This window comes from Aureimonas mangrovi (genome assembly GCF_014058705.1).
GTDB lineage: Bacteria > Pseudomonadota > Alphaproteobacteria > Rhizobiales > Rhizobiaceae > Aureimonas > Aureimonas mangrovi.
On record NZ_CP059692.1, the window covers coordinates 554,016 to 573,037 of the forward strand.

General features: G+C 68.6%; 21 protein-coding genes. 12 read left to right on the plus strand and 9 right to left on the minus strand.

Features of this window, described 5'->3' with window-relative positions; genetic code table 11:
- Nucleotides 1-41 precede the first annotated feature (41 nt).
- Nucleotides 42-629 carry a GNAT family N-acetyltransferase gene (locus H1343_RS02570; RefSeq protein WP_185984414.1) on the plus strand — a complete coding sequence of 196 codons (588 nt, stop codon included), beginning with the start codon at nucleotides 42-44 and terminating at the stop codon, nucleotides 627-629.
- On the opposite strand, the gene H1343_RS02575 is transcribed toward H1343_RS02570, so the two are convergent.
- The gene (locus H1343_RS02575; RefSeq protein ID WP_185984415.1) at nucleotides 607-1,260 is read right to left on the minus strand and encodes an arylesterase; all 654 of its coding nucleotides are present in this window, start codon (nucleotides 1,258-1,260) and stop codon (nucleotides 607-609) included. The genes H1343_RS02570 and H1343_RS02575 overlap by 23 nt on opposite strands.
- Before the next feature lie 104 nt (nucleotides 1,261-1,364).
- On the opposite strand from H1343_RS02575, the gene H1343_RS02580 reads away from it, so the two are divergent.
- The 5 genes from H1343_RS02580 (at nucleotide 1,365) to H1343_RS02600 (ending at nucleotide 7,707) form a co-directional block, all read left to right on the plus strand.
- Nucleotides 1,365-2,084: an ABC transporter ATP-binding protein gene (locus tag H1343_RS02580; RefSeq protein ID WP_185984416.1), complete on the plus strand. Its 720-nt coding sequence runs from the start codon at nucleotides 1,365-1,367 to the stop codon at nucleotides 2,082-2,084.
- Between the two features lie 62 nt (nucleotides 2,085-2,146).
- Nucleotides 2,147-4,639 (plus strand): ABC transporter permease, encoded by a 2,493-nt coding sequence (locus H1343_RS02585; RefSeq protein ID WP_185985435.1) that lies wholly within the window; start codon nucleotides 2,147-2,149, stop codon nucleotides 4,637-4,639.
- 229 nt (nucleotides 4,640-4,868) lie between these two features.
- Nucleotides 4,869-5,648 (plus strand): Bax inhibitor-1/YccA family protein, encoded by a 780-nt coding sequence (locus H1343_RS02590; RefSeq protein WP_185984417.1) that lies wholly within the window; start codon nucleotides 4,869-4,871, stop codon nucleotides 5,646-5,648.
- A 139-nt stretch (nucleotides 5,649-5,787) separates the two neighbouring features.
- Nucleotides 5,788-6,345 (plus strand): GNAT family N-acetyltransferase, encoded by a 558-nt coding sequence (locus H1343_RS02595; protein ID WP_185984418.1) that lies wholly within the window; start codon nucleotides 5,788-5,790, stop codon nucleotides 6,343-6,345.
- Between the two features lie 72 nt (nucleotides 6,346-6,417).
- On the plus strand, nucleotides 6,418-7,707 hold the full coding sequence (locus tag H1343_RS02600; RefSeq protein ID WP_185984419.1) for an HlyC/CorC family transporter: 1,290 nt from the start codon (nucleotides 6,418-6,420) through the stop codon (nucleotides 7,705-7,707).
- Between the two features lie 63 nt (nucleotides 7,708-7,770).
- Here the strand turns inward: H1343_RS02600 and H1343_RS02605 are convergent, their stop codons facing one another.
- From H1343_RS02605 to acnA, 3 genes are all read right to left on the minus strand, one after another.
- A complete protein-coding gene (locus tag H1343_RS02605) occupies nucleotides 7,771-8,106 on the minus strand; it encodes a DUF2794 domain-containing protein (RefSeq protein ID WP_246333510.1) in 336 nt (111 codons plus the stop codon).
- Nucleotides 8,107-8,238: 132 nt separating this feature from the next.
- Nucleotides 8,239-8,922, minus strand: a complete 684-nt coding sequence (locus H1343_RS02610; protein ID WP_210270064.1) for a DUF1223 domain-containing protein — start codon at nucleotides 8,920-8,922, stop codon at nucleotides 8,239-8,241.
- A gap of 291 nt (nucleotides 8,923-9,213) precedes the next feature.
- Nucleotides 9,214-11,982, minus strand: coding sequence for an aconitate hydratase AcnA (gene acnA / locus H1343_RS02615; protein WP_185984421.1), 2,769 nt, complete (start codon nucleotides 11,980-11,982; stop codon nucleotides 9,214-9,216).
- 320 nt (nucleotides 11,983-12,302) lie between these two features.
- Here acnA and ccmA point away from each other — a divergent pair, with 320 nt between their 5' ends.
- The 6 genes from ccmA to H1343_RS02645 are packed head-to-tail and all read left to right on the plus strand — an operon-like array spanning nucleotide 12,303 to nucleotide 15,590.
- Nucleotides 12,303-12,944, plus strand: a complete 642-nt coding sequence (gene ccmA, locus H1343_RS02620) for a heme ABC exporter ATP-binding protein CcmA (RefSeq protein WP_425484648.1) — start codon at nucleotides 12,303-12,305, stop codon at nucleotides 12,942-12,944.
- Nucleotides 12,941-13,594 carry a heme exporter protein CcmB gene (gene ccmB / locus H1343_RS02625; RefSeq protein ID WP_185984423.1) on the plus strand — a complete coding sequence of 218 codons (654 nt, stop codon included), beginning with the start codon at nucleotides 12,941-12,943 and terminating at the stop codon, nucleotides 13,592-13,594. Before ccmA ends, ccmB begins: the two co-directional genes overlap by 4 nt.
- A gap of 11 nt (nucleotides 13,595-13,605) precedes the next feature.
- On the plus strand, nucleotides 13,606-14,046 hold the full coding sequence (locus H1343_RS02630; protein WP_185984424.1) for a GNAT family N-acetyltransferase: 441 nt from the start codon (nucleotides 13,606-13,608) through the stop codon (nucleotides 14,044-14,046).
- A 37-nt stretch (nucleotides 14,047-14,083) separates the two neighbouring features.
- Entirely contained in the window at nucleotides 14,084-14,842 is a 759-nt protein-coding gene (locus H1343_RS02635) for a heme ABC transporter permease (protein ID WP_185984425.1), read from the plus strand.
- Nucleotides 14,842-15,006: a heme exporter protein CcmD gene (gene ccmD, locus H1343_RS02640; RefSeq protein ID WP_185984426.1), complete on the plus strand. Its 165-nt coding sequence runs from the start codon at nucleotides 14,842-14,844 to the stop codon at nucleotides 15,004-15,006. The genes H1343_RS02635 and ccmD overlap by 1 nt, the downstream gene beginning before the upstream one ends.
- Nucleotides 15,003-15,590 carry a DsbE family thiol:disulfide interchange protein gene (locus tag H1343_RS02645; RefSeq protein WP_185984427.1) on the plus strand — a complete coding sequence of 196 codons (588 nt, stop codon included), beginning with the start codon at nucleotides 15,003-15,005 and terminating at the stop codon, nucleotides 15,588-15,590. The genes ccmD and H1343_RS02645 overlap by 4 nt, the downstream gene beginning before the upstream one ends.
- Here the strand turns inward: H1343_RS02645 and H1343_RS17065 are convergent, their stop codons facing one another.
- From H1343_RS17065 to H1343_RS02665, 5 genes are all read right to left on the minus strand, one after another.
- The gene (locus tag H1343_RS17065) at nucleotides 15,591-15,722 is read right to left on the minus strand and encodes a hypothetical protein (protein WP_281374685.1); all 132 of its coding nucleotides are present in this window, start codon (nucleotides 15,720-15,722) and stop codon (nucleotides 15,591-15,593) included.
- Complete coding sequence (locus H1343_RS02650; protein ID WP_185984428.1) at nucleotides 15,719-16,942, minus strand: MFS transporter; 1,224 nt, start codon at nucleotides 16,940-16,942, stop codon at nucleotides 15,719-15,721. The genes H1343_RS17065 and H1343_RS02650 overlap by 4 nt, the downstream gene beginning before the upstream one ends.
- Entirely contained in the window at nucleotides 16,939-17,349 is a 411-nt protein-coding gene (locus H1343_RS02655; protein ID WP_185984429.1) for a MarR family winged helix-turn-helix transcriptional regulator, read from the minus strand. Before H1343_RS02655 ends, H1343_RS02650 begins: the two co-directional genes overlap by 4 nt.
- 73 nt (nucleotides 17,350-17,422) lie before the next feature.
- A complete protein-coding gene (locus H1343_RS02660; RefSeq protein WP_185984430.1) occupies nucleotides 17,423-18,283 on the minus strand; it encodes a tellurite resistance TerB family protein in 861 nt (286 codons plus the stop codon).
- 73 nt (nucleotides 18,284-18,356) lie between these two features.
- Nucleotides 18,357-18,992 carry a septation protein A gene (locus tag H1343_RS02665; RefSeq protein ID WP_185984431.1) on the minus strand — a complete coding sequence of 212 codons (636 nt, stop codon included), beginning with the start codon at nucleotides 18,990-18,992 and terminating at the stop codon, nucleotides 18,357-18,359.
- Nucleotides 18,993-19,022: the final 30 nt, after the last annotated feature.

The following is a 19,022-nucleotide window of genomic DNA, read 5'->3' on the forward strand; positions in this document are numbered from 1 at the left end:
AGGCGAGGGAGGCGCCGGTCGACACCAGACGAGCCCTCTTCATGACTCGCTTCGCCCAACCCGCAGAATTCCAGATCGCCGAGCCGGTGGCCCTGCCGTCCGGCCGCTGCGAAGGAATGCGGCGCCTGCGCACTTCGGACACCGCAGCTTTTCGCGATCATCTCCTGCGCCTGGACGCGCGAGGGCGCAGGCTGCGCTTCGGCTCGCCGGTCAACGACGCCTTCATCGAACGTTATGCCGCCGACGCGCTGACGGACGAGGGCTGCATCATCGGCCTTTTCAGCGACGGCATCCTGCGTGGGGCGGCCGAGCTCTGCGGGCTGGGACGCGACGGTGCAAAGGCCGAAGCGGCCTTCTCGCTCGAGGCCGATCTGCGCGGGCGGGGGCTCGGCAGCAGGCTCTTCGAGGAAATCCTCGCCGAGGCGCGCCGGGCTGGCATCCGTTCGCTCGCGGTGCACTTCCTTCGCGAGAACGTCGCGATGCGCAAGATCGTCGCCCGCCATTCGCCGAAGCTCGAGATCGAGGGCGCGGAAGTGACGGCGACGATCAGGCTCGACATGGCCGACCGCCTGGCACCGCTGCGCCCCCTCGGTTCTCCCGCGCCCGTCAGCCTTCCCGAGCCTGCCTGAGCGCCTCCAGGCGCTCGATCAGGAACGGGGCGAAGCGCTCCACGATCACGTCGATACCGTCCGCATTCGGATGCATGCCGTCTTCGAGGTTGAGCGAGGCGTCCGCCGCGACGCCGTCGAGGAAGAACGGGTAGAGCGCCACTCCGTGCCGTTCGGCGACCGCCTCGTAGACAGGGTTGAAGTCGCGCGCGTAGTCGCCGCCCATGTTCGGCGGCGCGATCATCCCTGCCAGCACAACTTCCGTATCGCCGCGCGCGGAGAGCCGCGTCAGGATCTCGTCGAGATTGCGCTCGGTCACCTGCGCCGATACGCCGCGTAGCGCATCGTTGGCGCCGAGTTCCACGATCACGAGGTCGGCGCTTTCGGGTACCGACCAGTCGAGCCGGGCGAGCCCGGCCGAGGTCGTGTCGCCGGACACGCCCGCGTTCACCACATCGACGTCGTAGCCGCGCTCGCTCAAGGCGACCTGCAGCTTCTCGGGAAAGCTCTCGCCCGGCGCGAGACCGTAGCCGGCGACGAGGCTGTCGCCGAAGGCGACGACCTGCAGCCGCTCCTGCGCATGGGCCTGCACGGCGAGTGTGCCCGTCACGAAGGCGAGAACGAGGGCGGAGGGCAGTTGGAAGCGCGGCATCACGGGTCCATATGTCGGCGTGCTGCGGCGCGAAATGCGCCGCGCTCTTTGGATCACGGCGGGCGAGAGCGCCCTTCGTGCATGAACATAGGAAGGCCAGCCGCTTGGAAGAACCTGCGATCCGGTTACGAAAGGTTCATCTGACGCTTGGCGAGGGGCGCAGCGCCGTCCATGTCCTGAAAGGGATCGACCTCACCGTGGCGCGGGGCGAATCCGTCGGCATCGTCGGGCCGTCCGGTTCGGGCAAGTCGACGCTGCTGATGGTTCTCGCCGGGCTCGAGCGGGCCGACGAAGGGCTCGTCGAGATCGCGGGGCAGTCCCTCGGGGGACTGAGCGAGGATCGGCTCGCCGCCTTCCGGGGCCGCCATGTCGGCATCGTCTTCCAGTCCTTCCACCTCATTCCGAACATGACGGCGCTCGAGAACGTCGCGGTGCCGCTGGAACTCGCCGGCCACTCCGACGCCTTCGGCCGGGCGCGCGAGGAACTCGCCGCTGTCGGTCTTGCGCAGCGCGTCGAGCATTATCCCGGCTCGCTCTCGGGCGGCGAGCAGCAACGCGTGGCGCTCGCCCGCGCGCTGGCGCCCGAACCGGCGATCCTCATCGCCGACGAGCCGACCGGCAATCTCGACGCCGAGACCGGCCGGGTCATCGCGGACCTTCTCTTCTCCGAGAGCGAGCGGCGGGCGATGACGCTCGTGCTCGTCACGCACGATTCCGGGCTCGCCGCCCGCTGCTCGCGCGAGGTCGCGGTGCGCTCCGGCGAGATCCGTTCGGAACCGCAGGCCGCGCCCGCTCCGCACCTCGTCGCGGGAGCGGCGCAGTGACGGCGGACGATGGGCGCCCGGCGGGCAACCTGACGCTCGCCTGGCGCTTTGCGCTGCGCGAGATGCGCGGCGGCCTGAAGGGCTTCTACATCTTCCTCGCCTGCATCACGCTGGGCGTCGCCTCGATCGCCGCCGTCAACTCGGTGTCGCAAATGATGACGGAGGGCATCGCGCAGGAAGGTCGGGCGATCCTGGGCGGCGATCTACGCTTCGGCCTGACGCAACGGCTCGCGAGCGAGGAGGAGCGCGCCTGGCTGGCGGAGCAGGGCGCGGTCTCGCAAAGCGCCGCGCTCCGCTCGATGGCGCGCCTGCCCGATGCCAGCGACCAGGCGCTGACCGAGGTGAAGGCCGTCGATGGCGCCTATCCGCTGGTCGGCAGCGTCGAGACCGAGCCGTCCCTGCCGCTGGCGGAACTCCTGGCCGAGCGGGACGGGCGCTACGGCGCGGTGGCGGCGGCAGAGCTCTTCGCGCGGCTGAATCTCGACGTCGGCGATATCGTGCGCGTCGGGGACGCCGACATCGAGCTGCGCGCCGTCCTGACGCGCGAGCCGGACCTTCTGTCCGATGGCTTCGTCTTCGCGCCGCGCCTGATGATGTCGCTGGACGGGCTGACGGCGACCGATCTCGTGCAGCCCGGAAGCCTCGTCGGCCACATCTACAAGGTGGCGCTCTCCGACGCCGACGCCGACCCTGCGCAGGTGATCGAAGCCGCTACCGAGCGCTTTCCCGATGCCGGCTGGTCGACGCGCACGGCCGACCGAGCAGCCCCCGCCCTTCAGCGCAATATCGAGCGCTTTTCGCAGTTCCTGACGCTCGTCGGCCTCACCGCGCTGATCGTCGGCGGCGTCGGCGTCGCCAATGCCGTCAACGCCTATCTCGATGCCAAGCGGCCCGTGATCGCGACCTTCAAGTCGCTCGGTGCCGGCGGCAATTTCGTCGTGGCGATCTACCTCATCCAGATCCTGATCCTGGCGGGCGTCGGCATCGCGGCCGGGCTTGTCCTCGGCGCGGTCGCGCCGTTCCTCACGGCCGGCTTCCTCGAAAGCGTCATCCCGGTCGCGGCGAATGCCTCGATCTACCCGATGGCGCTCCTCGTCGCTGCGCTGTTCGGGCTCCTGACCGCGCTCGCCTTTGCACTTCTGCCGCTCGGGCGCACGCGCGACGTGGCCGCGACGGCGCTCTTCCGGCAGGGCGGCAGCGCCGCGCGCCAGCGCATTCGCTGGACCTATGCCGGCATGGCGGCCGTTCTCGCGCTCCTCGTCGCCGGGCTGGCGCTGTTCATCGCGAGCGACCGCTTCGTCGCCTGGGTCTTCCTCGCGGCCACAGCCTGCGCCTTCGTGATCCTGCGCGCTGTCGCCTTCGCCGTCCAGAAGATCGCCGCGCGGGCTCCGCGCGTGCGCTCGACGCCGCTGCGCCTCGCCATCGGCAACATCCATCGCCCCGGCGCGCTCACGGCCTCCGTGGTCCTCTCGCTCGGGCTGGGGCTCACGCTTCTCGTCACCCTAGCCACGATCGACAACGACCTTCGGCGGGAGATCGGCACGTCGATCGCGGCGCGCGCACCGAACTTCTTCTTCGTCGACATCCAGAATGCCGAGATCGAACCCTTCGCTGAGCGCATCGCGGAGCTTTCGCCCGGCAGCGAGTTGCAGTCCGTGCCGATGCTGCGCGGGCGCATCACGGCACTGAACGGCACGGACGTGCGCGAACTCGAGGTGCCGCCGGAAGGCGCCTGGGTGCTGCGCGGCGATCGCGGCATCACCTACGATGCGTCGGTGCCGGCCAACTCCACCGTGACCGAGGGAGAATGGTGGCCGGCCGACTATGCCGGCGAGCCGCTCGTTTCCTTCGCCGCGCAGGAGGCGGGCGAACTCGGCCTTTCGGTCGGCGACACGGTCACGGTCAACGTCCTTGGACGATCAATCACCGCGCGGATCGCCAATCTGCGCTCGGTCGAGTGGGAGTCCATGTCGATCAACTTCGTGATGGTGTTCTCGCCGAACACCTTTGCCGGCGCGCCGCATGCCTGGCTCGCGACCCTGCAGATGGGCACGGACGACTTCGAGGCGGAACGCGCCGTCCTGACCGGCATCACGCAGGACTTTCCGTCCGTGACGAGCGTGCGCGTTCGCGAGGCGCTGGACGCGGTGAACGATCTCGTCGCCCAGCTCGCGCTCGCCATCCGCGCGGCGGCGGCGGTGGCTGTCGTGGCCTCGGTGCTCGTCCTGTCGGGGGCGCTTGCGGCCGGCAACCGGGGACGCATCCACGACGCGGTCGTCCTGAAGACGCTTGGGGCCACGCGTTCGACGCTGATCCGGGCCTACGCGACGGAATATGCGCTTCTCGGCGCGGCGACGGCGGTCTTCGCCATCGCCGCCGGAGCGCTCGCGGCCTGGTTCGTCGTCTCGCGCATCATGCAGCTGCCCTACCATTTCGATCCGATGGTGGCGCTGACGACGCTCGTCGTCTCGCTCGTGCTGACGATCGGCTTCGGGCTCGCCGGCACCTGGCGCATCCTCGGGCAGAAGGCTGCTCCCGTGCTGCGGGAGTTGTAGTTCTGCAGCCGCGCACCAGATTAACCGGTGCGGACGCAGAATAACGGAAATTTAATTGCGGGCTCCGTGAATCCTCGCATGTGCTCGCCTTCGCCTCTTGTGTCGGAAGCCAAGCTTTCGCATATTTCACCTCAGGCATGCTGGGCGTCCCGCCAGCGGCGCCTCGGCGCGCTCGTCAGTGAATGCGGTGCCGACACCGGACGGGACACGCAGAAAGGGAACCATAACTATGGCTGACTATCGCAATTACGGGGCTGGTGTCCCGAGTGCCGGTAGCCGCGCGGATGCGAGCATCGACCAGGGGCTGCGCAGCTACATGCTGTCGGTCTACAACTACATGGCCGCCGGCCTCGCCATCACCGGCGTCGCGGCCTACGGCCTGTTCATGCTGGCGACCTCGACCACGCCGGTCGACGGTGGCGCTCAGGTCCGTCCGGACCTGTGGCTGACGCCGCTCGGCATCACGGTCTTCACCTCGCCGCTTCGCTGGGTACTGATGCTGGCACCGCTGGCTCTGGTGTTCTTCCTCTCATTCCGCGTCCATAAGATGAGCCTTGGGGCGGCGCAGGCGACCTTCTGGAGCTATGCGGCCCTCGTCGGTCTCTCGCTCTCGACGATCTTCCTTGTCTTCACGCAGGAATCCATCGTTCAGGTCTTCTTCGTGACGGCCGCGTCCTTCGGCGCCCTGTCGCTCTTCGGTTACACGACCAAGCGCGACATCTCCGGCTGGGGCTCGTTCCTGTTCATGGGCCTGATCGGCATCATCCTCGCGATGATCGTCAACATCTTCCTGCAATCGTCCGCGCTCGGCTTTGCCGTCTCGGCGATCGGCGTCCTCGTCTTCGCAGGCCTCACGGCCTACGACACGCAGCGCATCAAGGAGATGTACTACGAGGGCGACGGTGCTCTGGTGATGGGCCGCAAGGCGCTGATGGGCGCGTTGTCGCTCTACCTGAACTTCATCAACATGTTCATGTTCCTGCTGCAGCTCTTCGGCAATCGCGAGTAGTTTGCAGCGTAGCGACCTCGGACTGGGCGGCTTTCGGGCCGCCCTTTTTGTATCCGCGCGGCCGCGAACGCCTCGCAAATGCATTGTGAGCGGGCGGAGCGACCGTTAAGGACGGGGGGCATTCCGACAGGACATCCCGATGAGCGCCATCGCCCTTCGCCCCGCCGCCGCCAGCGACATTCCCGCCATCCAGACGATCTATTCGCACGCTGTCCTCAACGGCACCGCGACCTTCGAGCTGACGCCGCCGGACGAAGCGGAGATGATCGCCCGGTTCGAAACGCTGACGCGGCAATCCTATCCCTACGTCGTCGCCTGCGATGGGGATGGTTCAATCCTCGGCTATGCCTATGCCGGCCCGTTCCGGGCGCGCCCGGCCTATCGCTGGGCGGTGGAGGACTCGATCTACATCGCCCCTCAAGCGCAGGGGCGCGGTGTCGGCGGGCTCCTCGTCGCGCGACTCCTCGAGCTGTGCGAAGCAGCGGGCTTCCGCCAGATGATCGCGGTGATTGGCGGCTCGGACCACATGCCATCCATCCGTCTCCACGAGCGCTTCGGCTTCCGCGAGATCGGCATCTTTCAGGCTTCCGGCTTCAAGTTCGGCCGCTGGATCGACACCCTTCTGATGCAGAAGCCTCTCGGCGAGGGCAACACCACGCTCCCCGACGAGAAAACCTACCCCGGAACGCTCCTCTGAACCGCGGCCCTCGCGCGCAAGCGGCGGGCGCCTATTCCACGATCTCGACGAAAAGCCCGAGCCCAAAGCCCCATGGACTTCGCAACCTTCATCTCGATCGCCGGCATCATCGTGCTGCTCGTCCTCTCCGCGCTCTTTTCGGGCAGCGAGACGGCCTTCACGGCCGCCAGCAACGCCTTCATTTCGCGCCGCGCCAAGGAGGGCAGCACCAACGCCAAACGCCTCGCGCGGCTGCGGGACGATAAGGATCGCTTCATCGCGGCAATCCTCGTCGGCAACAATTTCGTCAACACCACCGCGACGGCGCTGGCCTCGGGCCTTCTGATCGGCTGGTTCGGTGAGCAGGGCGTCGTCTACGCCTCGCTCGTGATGACCGTCGTCCTCGTTATTTTCGCCGAGGTCCTGCCCAAGACCTACGCGATCCAGCGCGCCGACGAGACCGCGCTGCGCGCCGCCCCGATCCTGACGCTGACGATGCGCCTCGTCGGGCCGATCGGCGCGGCGGTGAACTGGCTCCTGCGCATCATCTTCCGCCTCTTCGGTATCCAGCCCGCGACCGCGAGGGCCGGCCAGACGGAGGAGGAGCTGCAGGGCCTCATCGATATCTACGGCACCGACGAGATCGCCGAGGCGCGCGCCGTCGCCATCGAGGAGCGCCAGATGCTGCGCGGCGTCCTCGCCCTCGACGACATGACGCTCGACGAAGTGATGACACAGCGCAGCCGCATTATCGGCCTGCCCGAGAACGGGAGCCCGCGCGAGCTTCTGTCGATCCTGTCGAAGTCCCGTCATTCGCGCATGCCGATCTGGGCGGGTGGCGACGAGGTGGCGGGCATCGTCGACGCGCGTGCGGCGCTTCGCGCGCTGGAGGCCGCAGACTGGGACAGCGAGCGCATCGACCTCAAGGCGAGCGCGATGGAGGTCGTCTATGTGCCCGAGACGCGTTCGCTCCGCGAACAGCTCCATTCCTTCCGTTTGACGCCGAACAAGATGGCGCTCGTCGTTGATGAATACGGCGCGTTGACAGGCCTCGTGACGCTCGACGACATCCTCGAGGTCGTCGTGGGGCAGATCGCGGAGCGCGGCGAGCAGATCATCGGCGATCCGGACGACAGCGGCGTCGTCGTGGTGCGTGGCGATACGCGCCTGCGCGAGATCAACCGTGCGCTCGGATGGGACCTTCCGCAGGAGGAAACCTCCACGATCGGCGGCCTCGCTGTGCGACGCGAAAAGGGGCTGCCGGCGGTCGGCGGCCGGATCGAGATCGGCGATTACGTCCTGACGATCCTCGAGCGCCACGGACTGCGCATCGACAGCATCGAAATTCGTCGAACCCGCCCGCGCGAAGACGCCGAGGCCTGACATCGCGCAAGCAGGGTCCTTCGCATCCGGCCTCCCTGGCCGGAACGGATCGATTCCGATCCGTCAGTCGCTGACGAGTTTCAGGCTCTTGTCGAAGACGCGCAGCACCTGCGCGAGTTCATGCCCGCGCTTGAGGATCATGCCGCCGGCCGCGACGACAGAATAGGCGCCCTGCCGGCGAGCGAGGCGCGGCTCCTTCTCGATGCGGAAGAGCGGCATCTCGGAAGATCGGCGGAAGATCGAGAACACCGCACGGTCCTTCAAGGTGTCGATCGCGTAGTCCCGCCATTCGCCGGCGGCGACCATGCGGCCATAGACCTTCAGGATTTCGGAGAGTTCACGCCGGTCGAAGGAGACGATCGGCTGAGCGGTGGAGCGGCGGATCTCAGCCAGATCGATGGGCTGCGAGGCTGCGGGATTGGTGTCGAAGCTCAAGGTGATCCGTGACCTTCCTCTCGGGGGCGCCCCAGCGTGCGCGCAAGCGCTTATGGTGTCACCCTTCGAGCAACTTTGCAAAGCGCGCTCGCATGCCTATGGGGCAAGATCCAGCATGGCGGCGGCGCGGATCGGGCCGGGCACGCCCTTGGCCGTCATCTCCTGCAGGAACACGGCGCAGCCCGTCGGCGCTCCGTCCGGGTCGGCCAACATGGAGACGGGCATGTCGATCTCCATCGACTTGCCCGTCACCTTGCCGACGACGCGCCAGTCGCGCACCGAATGGTGGTTCACGAGCGTGCGCCCCTCGTTCTCCCCTCGCGAAACCTGCGTCTGCGTCTCGCGGCGATAGGTGACGAGGACAAGCACCGTCTCCCGGTCCGCGCTCGGGCGCGCGGCCGGCGCAAGGGCGCTGATGCGCACCGTGGGGCCGTCCTGGGAAAGCGTGATCTCGCCGGCGCCGGGCTCGCTGCGAAGGTCTTCGGCGTCGATCGCGGCGGCGACGTCGCCGGACTTGGCACCCTCCACCTCGCTGCTGCCGTTCACGACGAGTTGCGGCGTGTAGACCGTTCGATGGCCGAAGGTCTTGCCGTAGGCCTTCTGCCGGTCGGTGTTCTGGCGGCTCGCGAGCGCGTCCTTCCAGCCGATATAGTCCCAGTAGTCCACATGGTAGGAGAGGGCCAGAACGTCGCCGCTCGCGGCGTAGCGCGACAGGATCTCGTCGGCCGGGGGGCAGGACGAGCAGCCCTGGCTGGTGAAGAGCTCGAGGACTCCGCGCACGGGGCGGCCGTCCGCCTCCTGCGCCATGACCGGTCGCGGCGAGGGGCCGAACGAAAGAAGTGCGACCGTGGCGAACGCGGTCGCAAGAGCGTTTGCCGCGCGCCGCGAAGACGGGGCGGTTGTGGAAAGCCTCGATGTCATGGGTTCAGCGTAGAGACGCGCCCCCTGCACGACCAGTCAAATGAGGGTGACAGGCCGGGCGATTTCGCGCCCGGCCCGGAGCATCCACTCGAAGACCGCTTCCGGTCCCGGAACGTCAGATGCGGGTGTTCGACGTGCCTGTGAGGCTCGTCAGGCGGCGAGCTTGCGCAGCACGTAGTGCAGGATGCCGCCGTTCTTGTAGTATTCGAGCTCGTCCAGCGTATCGATGCGGCACAGGAGCTCGACGCTCTGCTTGGAGCCGTCGGCGCTCTCGATCACCGCGGTCATCGTCTGGCGCGGCTTGACCTCGGTCAGGCCCTCGATCGTCACCTTCTCGTCGCCCTTCAGGCCGAGCGACTTCCAGCTCGTCCCTTCCTTGGCGAAGACGAAGGGCACCACGCCCATGCCGACGAGGTTGGAGCGGTGGATGCGCTCGAAGCTCTCCGCGATCACGGCGCGAACGCCGAGGAGCACGGTGCCCTTGGCCGCCCAGTCGCGCGAGGACCCGGTGCCGTACTCCTTGCCCGCGAAGATGACCAGCGGGACCTCTTCCTGCTGGTACTTCATCGCCGCGTCGTAGATCGGCATCTGCTCGCCCGACGGGTAGTGCTTCGTCATCCCGCCTTCGACGCCGTCCAGCATCTGGTTCTTGATGCGGATGTTGGCGAAGGTGCCGCGCATCATGACCTGGTGGTTGCCGCGACGCGCACCGTAGGAGTTGAAGTCCACCGGGCGCACCTGATGCGAGACGAGGTACTCGCCCGCCGGGCCGTTCGCCTTGATCGAGCCGGCCGGGGAGATGTGGTCGGTTGTGATGGAATCGAGGAAGAGGCCGAGGATACGGGCTTCCTTGATGTCCTCGACGGGCTCCGGCTCCATGCCCATGCCCTCGAAATAGGGCGGGTTCTGCACATAGGTCGAGCGGTCGTCCCAGTCGTAGGTGAGGCCGCCGGAGACGTCGATCTTGCGCCAGTGCTCGTCACCGCGGAAGACGTCGGCGTAGCGGCTCTCGAACAGGTCGCGCGTGACCGTCTTGCGGACAATCTCGGAGACTTCCTGCGTCGTCGGCCAGATGTCCTTCAGGAAGACGTCGTTGCCGTTCTGGTCCTTGCCGAGCGCATCCTTCGTGATGTCCACGAAGAGCGAGCCGGCGATGGCGTAGGCGACGACGAGCGGCGGCGAGGCGAGGTAGTTCGCCCGCACGTCGGGGTTCACGCGACCCTCGAAGTTGCGGTTGCCCGACAGCACCGAGCAGGCGACGAGGTCGTTCTCGTTGATCGCCTCGGAGATCGGCTCGGCGAGCGGGCCGGAATTGCCGATGCAGGTCGTGCAGCCGTAGCCGACGAGGTTGAAGCCCATTGCATCCAGATCCTTCTGGAGGTCGGCCTTCTCGAGATATTCCGTCACCACCTGCGATCCCGGCGCGAGCGAGGTCTTCACCCAGGGCTTGGGCTTCAGGCCGAGCGCGGCAGCCTTGCGGGCGACGAGGCCGGCGGCGACGAGGACGTTCGGGTTCGACGTGTTGGTGCAGGAGGTGATCGCGGCGATCACGACGTCGCCGTCGGCAAGGCCGTGCTCGGCGCCCTGCACATCATAGCGGGCCGGGGCCTCGCCCTGCTCCTGGCCTGCGCCTTCGCCCATGTAGCGCGCGTCGTCCTCGGACTTGGCGACGGCGCCCTGCTTGCGGCCGCCCGCGATCTCGGCCAGCGCCCGTTTGAACTCGGAAGCAGCGTCGGTCAGCGCGACGCGGTCCTGCGGGCGCTTGGGCCCGGCGAGCGAGGGAACGACCGTCGAGATGTCGAGGAAGAGCGTGTCGGTGAAGACCGGGTCCTCGGACGTGTCGTCGCGGTACATGCCCTGCGCCCTGGCGTAGGCCTCGACCAGCGCGATGCGGTGCTTGTCGCGGCCGGTCGCTTCCAGATAGGCGATCGTGTCCTTATCGATCGGGAAGAAGCCGCAGGTCGCGCCGTATTCGGGTGCCATGTTGGCGATGGTCGCCTGATCCTCGAGGGTCAGGTTCGACAGGCCGGGGCCGTAGAACTCGACGAACTTGCCGACGACGCCCTTCTTGCGCAGCATCTGCGTGACGGTGAGGACGAGGTCCGTCGCGGTCGTGCCCTCGGGCAGCTTACCCTCCATGCGGAAGCCGATGACCTCGGGGATGAGCATGGAGATCGGCTGGCCGAGCATGACCGCCTCGGCCTCGATGCCGCCGACACCCCAGCCCAGCACCGACAGGCCGTTGACCATCGTCGTGTGCGAATCGGTGCCGACCAGCGTGTCCGGATAGGCGACGGTCTCGCCGTTCTCCTCGCGCGTCCAGACGGTCTGGGCGAGGTATTCCAGGTTCACCTGGTGGCAGATGCCGGTGCCGGGAGGCACGACGCGGAAGTTCTGGAAGGCTTCCTGGCCCCAGCGCAGGAAGGTGTAGCGCTCGCCGTTGCGGTCGTACTCGACCTTCACGTTCTTGTCGAAGGCGTCGGGCTGGCCGAAATAGTCCACCATCACAGAGTGGTCGATGACGAGGTCGACGGGCACCAGCGGGTTGACCTTCTTCGGGTCGGCGCCGAGGGCCTCCGAAGCGTCGCGCATGGCGGCGAGGTCGACGACGGCGGGAACGCCGGTGAAGTCCTGCATCAGGACGCGCGCGGGGCGGTAGGCGATCTCGTGGCCGGCCTTGCCCTTGTCGTCGAGCCACTTCACGGCGGCGCGGATGTCATCGCGCAGGACAGTGCGGCCGTCCTCGTTGCGCAGCAGGTTCTCCAGGAGGACCTTCATCGAGAAGGGCAGGCGCGAGGCGCCGGCGAGGCCGTTCTTCTCGGCTTCCTTCAGGTCGTAATAGACGTAGCTCTTGCCGTCGACCTCGAGGGTGCGGCGGCTGTTGAAGCTGTCCGGATGATTGTTGGGGGTCTGGGACACGGGGCTCTCGTTCCTTCTCGAACCAAAGTGATGTCCGAAAGGCGAACGCCCCCCGCGCCGGGCGTGGCGCGAAGAAAAAATGCGGGTACGACCATTTCCGCCCGTCCGCCTCGAAGCCGGCTGACGCTGGCTACATGAGATCGGCGCTATGACTCCACGCCGGTCGCTGGAGTGGTTGGCCGCCTTATAGGCAAGTTTGTAATCCCTATAAAGGGGCCTTCGCGCACAATCGCGATCTTCTCTTCCCGTCCGTTCCAGCGCCGCGCAAGCACGGCTTGCGTTTCCCCCTTCGGCCCGACAAGAGAGACGCCATGCGCGCGATCACTCTCACCCTGTCCGGGCTGGTGGCGGGCCGGGGCGGGGAGGCGACCTCGGCCCCGGTCGACCTCGTCCTGCACGAGGGCGCGGCGCTGATCGTGACGGGCGCGAACGGAGCCGGCAAGTCGACGCTCCTTCGCACCATCGCCGGGCTCATCCCGCCGCTCGCCGGCCGCACGAGCGTCGAAGGGGCGCTTGCGCCGGACGGCGAGCCGGCGCGGCATCCTCGCGAGATCGCCCATCTCCTCGGCCACCGAAACGCGCTGCGCGCCGACTCGCGGCTCGGCGCCGAACTTGCCTTCTGGCACGGCTTCCTCGGCGGTGCCCGTGAGGAGCGGATAGACGCCGTCGAGGCGGCGCTTCGAGCCGTCGGGCTCGGCGGGCTGTCTTCGCTCGACGTCGGGCATCTGTCGGCCGGCCAGCAGCGCCGCGCCGCGCTGGCACGTCTCCTCGTCTTGCATCGGCCGCTCTGGCTGCTCGACGAGCCGACCGCCGCGCTGGACACGGCGGGGCAGGCGCTCTTCGCCCGGCTCGCGAGCGCGCACCTGTCGGCGGGCGGTCTCGTCGTCGCGGCCACGCACCAGCCGCTCGGGCTGGACGGCCTCAGCCTGCATCTCGGCGCACCGGCGCGCCAAGCCGCATGATCGCGCTGATCCGGCGCGATGTGGCGGCGCATCTGTCCGGGGCCGGCGGCGCGGCGACGGGCCTCGTCTTCTTCCTGGCGGTGGTCGCGACCATGCCCTTCGCGCTCGGGCCGGATCTCGCTCTCCTCTCGCGCCTCGGCCCCGCGATCCTGTGGATCGGCGCGCTCCTGTCGACGCTCCTCGCCCTCGACCGGCTGTTCCAGGCCGATCGCGAGGACGGCTCGCTCGATATTCTCGTCTGCGGTCCCGTGCCGCTCGTCCTCGTCGTCGCGGCCAAATGCGCCGCGCTGTGGCTCGCCTGCGTCCTGCCGCTCGTTGTGGCTAGCCCGCTCTTCGGTCTGTTCCTCGGGCTCGGCCCGGAGGCGATGGCTCGCGTCTTGGTCACGCTCCTCGCCGGCACGCCCGCGCTCGTCTTCATCGGCGCTGTGGGCGCAGCTGTGAGCGTGTCGCTGCCGCGCGGCGGCCTCCTCGTCTCGGTGCTCGTCCTGCCGCTCGCGATCCCGGTCCTCATCTTCGGCATCAGCGCGGTGGAGGCGGCCGGGCGCGGCCTGCCCTTCGCGCCGCCCTTCCTGATCCTCGCCGCGCTCAGCCTCCTCTTCGCCGTGGTCGGCCCGCTTGCCGCGGCCGCCGCGCTTCGCCACACCGACTGACGAGAGCCATCATGACCTTGCCCGAGGGCTACACGATCAACGACGAGACGCCCGCCATCGACGACTTCCGGCGCCTGCGCAAGGAGACGGGACTCAGCGAGAAGACGCAGGAAGCCGCCGAGCGCGGCCTGCCGAACACCTGGGCCGGCGTGGTGGTGCGCCACGAGGGCCACGCGATCGGCATGGGCCGCGTCATCGGTGACGGCGGCTGCCATTTCCAGGTCGTCGATATGGCGGTGGACCGCGCGCATCAGGGCAGGGGGCTCGGCAAGGCGATCTTCGCGCGGCTCGTCGCGGCGCTGGAGGAGCGAGCGCCCGACAGCGCCTATGTCAGCCTCATCGCCGACGGGGACGCGAAGCATCTCTACGCGCAGTTCGGCTTCGACCCGGTGATGCCCGCCTCGATCGGCATGGCGCGGTGGATCGGCGGGCGGCCGCCCAAATCGGCGTGATTTGCCGCGCCCTTCGGAAGGTTCTAAGGAACGCTTCATGAGCGACATCGCCGCCAGCCGCTGGAGCGTCTCCGCGCTCGCCAACCCGACCCGCTTCATGGGCCTGTCGGCGCGCGTGCAGCCCTTTGTCTATGCGGCCGCTGCCTTGCTCCTCGGCGCCGGTCTCTGGCTCGGCCTCACAGCGCCGGACGACTACCAGCAGGGCGCGACGGTCAAGATCATGTTCGTCCACGTGCCCTTCGCGTGGCTCTCGATGATGGTCTGGACGATCATGAGCATCTCGGCGCTCGGCGTCCTCGTCTGGCGTCATCCGCTGGCCGAAGTCGCGATCAAGGCCGCAGCGCCGCTCGGCGCGACCTTCACCGCGCTCGCCCTTCTCACCGGCTCCATCTGGGGCCGGCCGATGTGGGGCACGTGGTGGGTGTGGGATGCGCGGCTGACGAGCGTCTTCGTCCTCTTCCTCATGTATCTCGGGCTGATCGCGCTGACTCGCGCCTTCGACGAACCGGGCCGCGCCGGGCGCCCGTCGGCGATCCTCGTCCTCGTCGGCTTCATCAACATCCCGATCATCCGCTTCTCGGTCGATTGGTGGAACACGCTGCACCAGCCGGCGAGCGTCATCCGCGCCGACGGCCCGGCGATGGCAGCCGTCTATCTCTGGCCGCTGCTCCTGTGCGCCCTCGGCTTCTCGCTCCTGTTCTTCGCCCTGCACCTGACGGCGATGCGCACCGAGATCGTGCGCCGGCGCATTCACGCGCTGTCGCGCCGCACGGCGCGCACCAGCGAGGCCGGCTGATGGGCGGCGCCTATTTCGGCTTCGTCGCCTCGGCCTACGCGATCCCGGCCCTCGCGCTCATGGCGCTCGGCGCCTGGACCTTCCTCGACGCGCGCGCCGCGCGCCGCGACCTGAAGCGGCTGGAGGAAAGCGGCGCGGCGCGGCGGCGGGGCGGCGAGCGATGAGCGCGCAGGAAGCGATTCCGCGCCGCAGGCGGGGTTGGCTCGTGGCGCTGCCGCTCCTCGTCTTCGGGGCGCTCGCCGCGATCTTCCTGACGCAGCTTCTCTCAGGGCGCGACCCGCAGACGCTGCCCTCCGTGCTCGTCGGGCGGGCGGCGCCCGCCACCAGCTTGCCGGCGCTCGAAGGCCTCGCAGATGACGCCGGCGCCGTTCCCGGCCTCGATCTGCCGGCTGGCGGCACGGGCGAGCCGACGCTCGTCAACGTCTTCGCCTCCTGGTGTGGGCCGTGCCGCGTCGAGCATCCGATGCTGATGGCGCTGGCGGACCACGAAGGGCTGGCACTGACCGGGATCAACTACAAGGACCGGCCGGCGCAGGCGCTTTCCTTTCTCGACGAACTCGGCAACCCGTTCGACGCGGTCGGCGTCGACCCATCCGGCACGTCCACGATCGACTGGGGCGTCTACGGCGTGCCGGAGACCTTCCTCGTCTCGGGTGACGGCACGATCCTGTGGAAGCAGACAGGGCCGCTCACGCCGCAGGCGATCGAGACCGGCCTCCTGCCGGCACTGCGCGCCGCGGGGCAGTAGTCACAGACAGAAGGTGAAGATCGCGTCGCCCCAGATGGCGGCGCCTTGCGCGTCCCAGGCCCATAGGCCGAGGGCGATCGCGAGGATCGCGCCAGCGTGCATGAGGATCGAGGTTCTGCGTGTGACGCTCATCGCCCGCCCTCCATCGCGATCCGGGCGACGGGCGCATCGCGGATCGGCCAGTTGAGGATGCCCGCCGCCACCGCGAAGACGATCGAGGCCGTCCAGGCCCAATCGTAGGAGCCGGTGATCTCGTAGGCAAGGCCCGCGGCCCAGGCCCCGAAGAAGGCGCCGACTTGGTGGAACAGAAAGACGATCCCGAACAGCATCGACAGATAACGCACGCCGAAGATCTGGCCGACGAGCCCGCTCGTCAAAGGCACGGTGCCGAGCCAGAGGAAGCCCATCGCGCAGGCGAAGAGCGTTGCCGAAAGCGGCGTGAACGGCATCGACAGGAACAGCCCCATCACCACGGCGCGGCCGAGATAGATGCCGGCGAGGACGTATTTCTTGCGCAGCTTGTCCGCCGAAAGTCCGAAGACGTATGAGCCGAAGATGTTGAAGAGGCCGACGAGCGCGAGCGCGCGCGCACCGATCGCCGGATCCAGACCCTTGTCCGTCAGGAAGGCGGGGAAGTGCGTGGCGATGAAGGCGATGTGGAAGCCGCAGACGAAGAAGCCGGCGTTGAGAAGCCAGAATCCCGAATGGCCGCCCGCCTCGCGCAGCGCCTCGCCGAAGCGCTGTTCGGAGGCTGCGCCGGACGCCGCCTTGGGGCGCCCGGATATCCCGATCGCGAGCGCGGCCATCGTGGCCGCGAGAACGGCGAAGATCATGAACGTGCCGCGCCAGCCGAATCCGTCGATCAGCCATTGCGCGACGGGCACCAGCAGGAACTGGCCGAAGGAGCCGCCGGCCGTGACGATGCCGGTGGCAAGGCCGCGCTTTTCCGCCGGCACCGCACGCGCCGCCGCGCCGATGACGACGACGAAGGTGACGCCCGTCATCGCAAGGCCGATGAGGAAGCCGAGCGTGACGTTGAGCCCGAGCGCCGAGGCACTGTTCGCTGCCAGCACGAGGCCCCCCGCATAGAGGAGCGCGCCGACCGCGCCGACGCGGCCCGCGCCATGCTTGTCGGCCAGGGCGCCAATGAAGGGCTGGGCGAGACCGAGAACGAGGTTCTGCACCGCGATGGCGAGGCCGAAGGCCTCGCGCCCGACGCCGATCTCGAGTTCGATCGGGCGCATGAACAGGCCGAAGGACTGGCGCATCCCCATCGCGATCGTCACGATCGTCGCCGCGCAGACGAGGACGATCCACGGGTTGCGGGCCGCAAGGCTCGAAGAACGGGTCATGCGCGCAGATCCTCCATCCGCTCGAGCAGCGCGACGAGGCGCTGCCCTTCCTCGCCCAACAGATCGTCGATCCGGCCCTGCGCCTCGCGCCAGAACGGCATTGCGTCCGCGATGGCGTTGCGGCCCGCGTCGGTCAGCGCCACGCGCCGCTCGCGCTGGTCGCGGCCCGGCTCGTGCGCCACGAGGCCACGCGCCTCCAGCGGGCGCAGCGTGCGGCTGAGCGAGGAGCGCTCATGCGCCGTCACCTCCGCCAGCGCGCTGATCGAGGACGGCCCGAGCCGCGAGAGCGTGCGCAGGAGCGAGAACTGCGCGGTCGTCAGGCCACTCGGCGCGAGCGCGCTGTCATAGACGCCGGTCAGGATGCGCAGGGAGCGCCGGACGCGGGAGCAGGTGCAGGGACGGTCCATGTTTGGTGCATATACACGCACCTCCGTCGCCGTCAATGTGCGGGGCGGCGGCGAGGCCGCCCCGGCGCTTCGGTCAGGCGGTGGCCTGGGCCTCCTCGGCCGTGCGGCGGATTTCGGCGACGAGGTCCGGCTCGAGGCCGAGGCGCGAGGCGAGGAAGTCGAGATAGGCGCGCTCGGCCGGATGGTCGGCGTCCACCGCCAGGATCGAGGCGAGATAGATCTCGACGGCGACCTCGGGGCTCGTCGCAGCCGCGACCAACTCGTCGATCGACTTCGGCCGGCGCATCTCGTCCATAAGGAGGCCCTTCTCCTCGGAATCGAGCTGGAGGTCGTCGACCTTGCCGAAGATCGCCTCCTCCTCCTCGCGATCGATATAGCCGTCGGCCTTGGCCGCGGCGATCATCGCCGAGAGAAGCAGGCGCGCGCGCGCATCGGCCTCGCTTTCGGCCGGCAGGAAGCGCGTGCCCTCGGCCGAGGGCACCTCTTCGGAGACCGGGCGCGGGAGCTGGCCCTGCGCGTTGACGCCCTGCGGCGAGTGTCCGCCGACGGGTCCGCCCTGTCCCTGCTGCGCCTGATAGTTCTGCCAGGCCTTGTAGCCGAGGCCGGCCACCAGTGCGAGGCCGCCGACCTTCAGCGCCGTGCCCCCGAGCTTCTTGGCGCCCTTGCCCTTCAGGAGATAGCCGGCGAGGCCGCCGGCCAGAGCGCTCGCGCCCGCCGTGCCCACGCCGCCGCGCCCCAGGGAGCCCGCGATGTCGGAGAGACCGCCCGAGAAGCTTCCGCCGCCCTGGCTGCCGCGCGCGCCCGAGCCGCCGAGCGCGCCGCCGATGATCTTGTCGAGCCCGCCGGGCAGCGAGCCGCCGCTGGCCCCTGTGCTGCCGGGTCGGCCCTTCCCGGAGCCGAGGAACTGGTCGAGAAGTCGCTGCGCGTCGATCATGAGGGCCTCACGGTTGTTTCGTCGTGGAAGGCCAAGTGGGAAGGCAATTGCGGCGCGGCAAGGCGTGGGATCGCTATTCCGGCAGGGCGTGCCGCTTCAGGAGCGGGATCTGGAACATCATGAAGCCGATGGTCAGCGGCATCGTCGCCCAGACCTTGAAGGCTACCCAGAAGTCGGTCGAGGTCGTGCGCCAGACCACCTCGTTGAGGACAGCGAGGAGGATGAAGAACAGGCCCCAGCGCAGGGTCAGCTTCGACCAGCCTTCCCGGTCGAGCTTGAAGGCCTGATCGAAGACGTAGCCGAGAAGCGGCTTGCCCATGGCGAGGCCGCCGAGAAGGATCGCCGCGAAGAGCGCGTTGACGATCGTGGGCTTCATCTTGATGAAGAGCTCGTCCTGCAGCCAGAGCGTCAGCGCGCCCATCGCCAGAACGAAGACGCCCGAGACGATCGGCATCACCGGCAGGGTGCGGGTCAGCGCATAGGAGACGGCGAGTGCGGCCACCGTCGCGACCATGAACAGGCCCGTCGCCACGAAGAGCGGACCGCCAAGGGTCCCGAGCGCCGGAAAGCTTTCAACGATCCACTCGGCGCGTGAATTGGCGAAGAAGAAGACCGCCAGCGGCCCGAGCTCCAGCGCGAGCTTCAGGAGCGGGTTCATCTCCGGCTTGCCCGGGGCGTTCGGCGCCTGTTCGACGATGCGCTCGCTCATGGGGGTGTTCCTTGGGGTCTGGCGATTCCG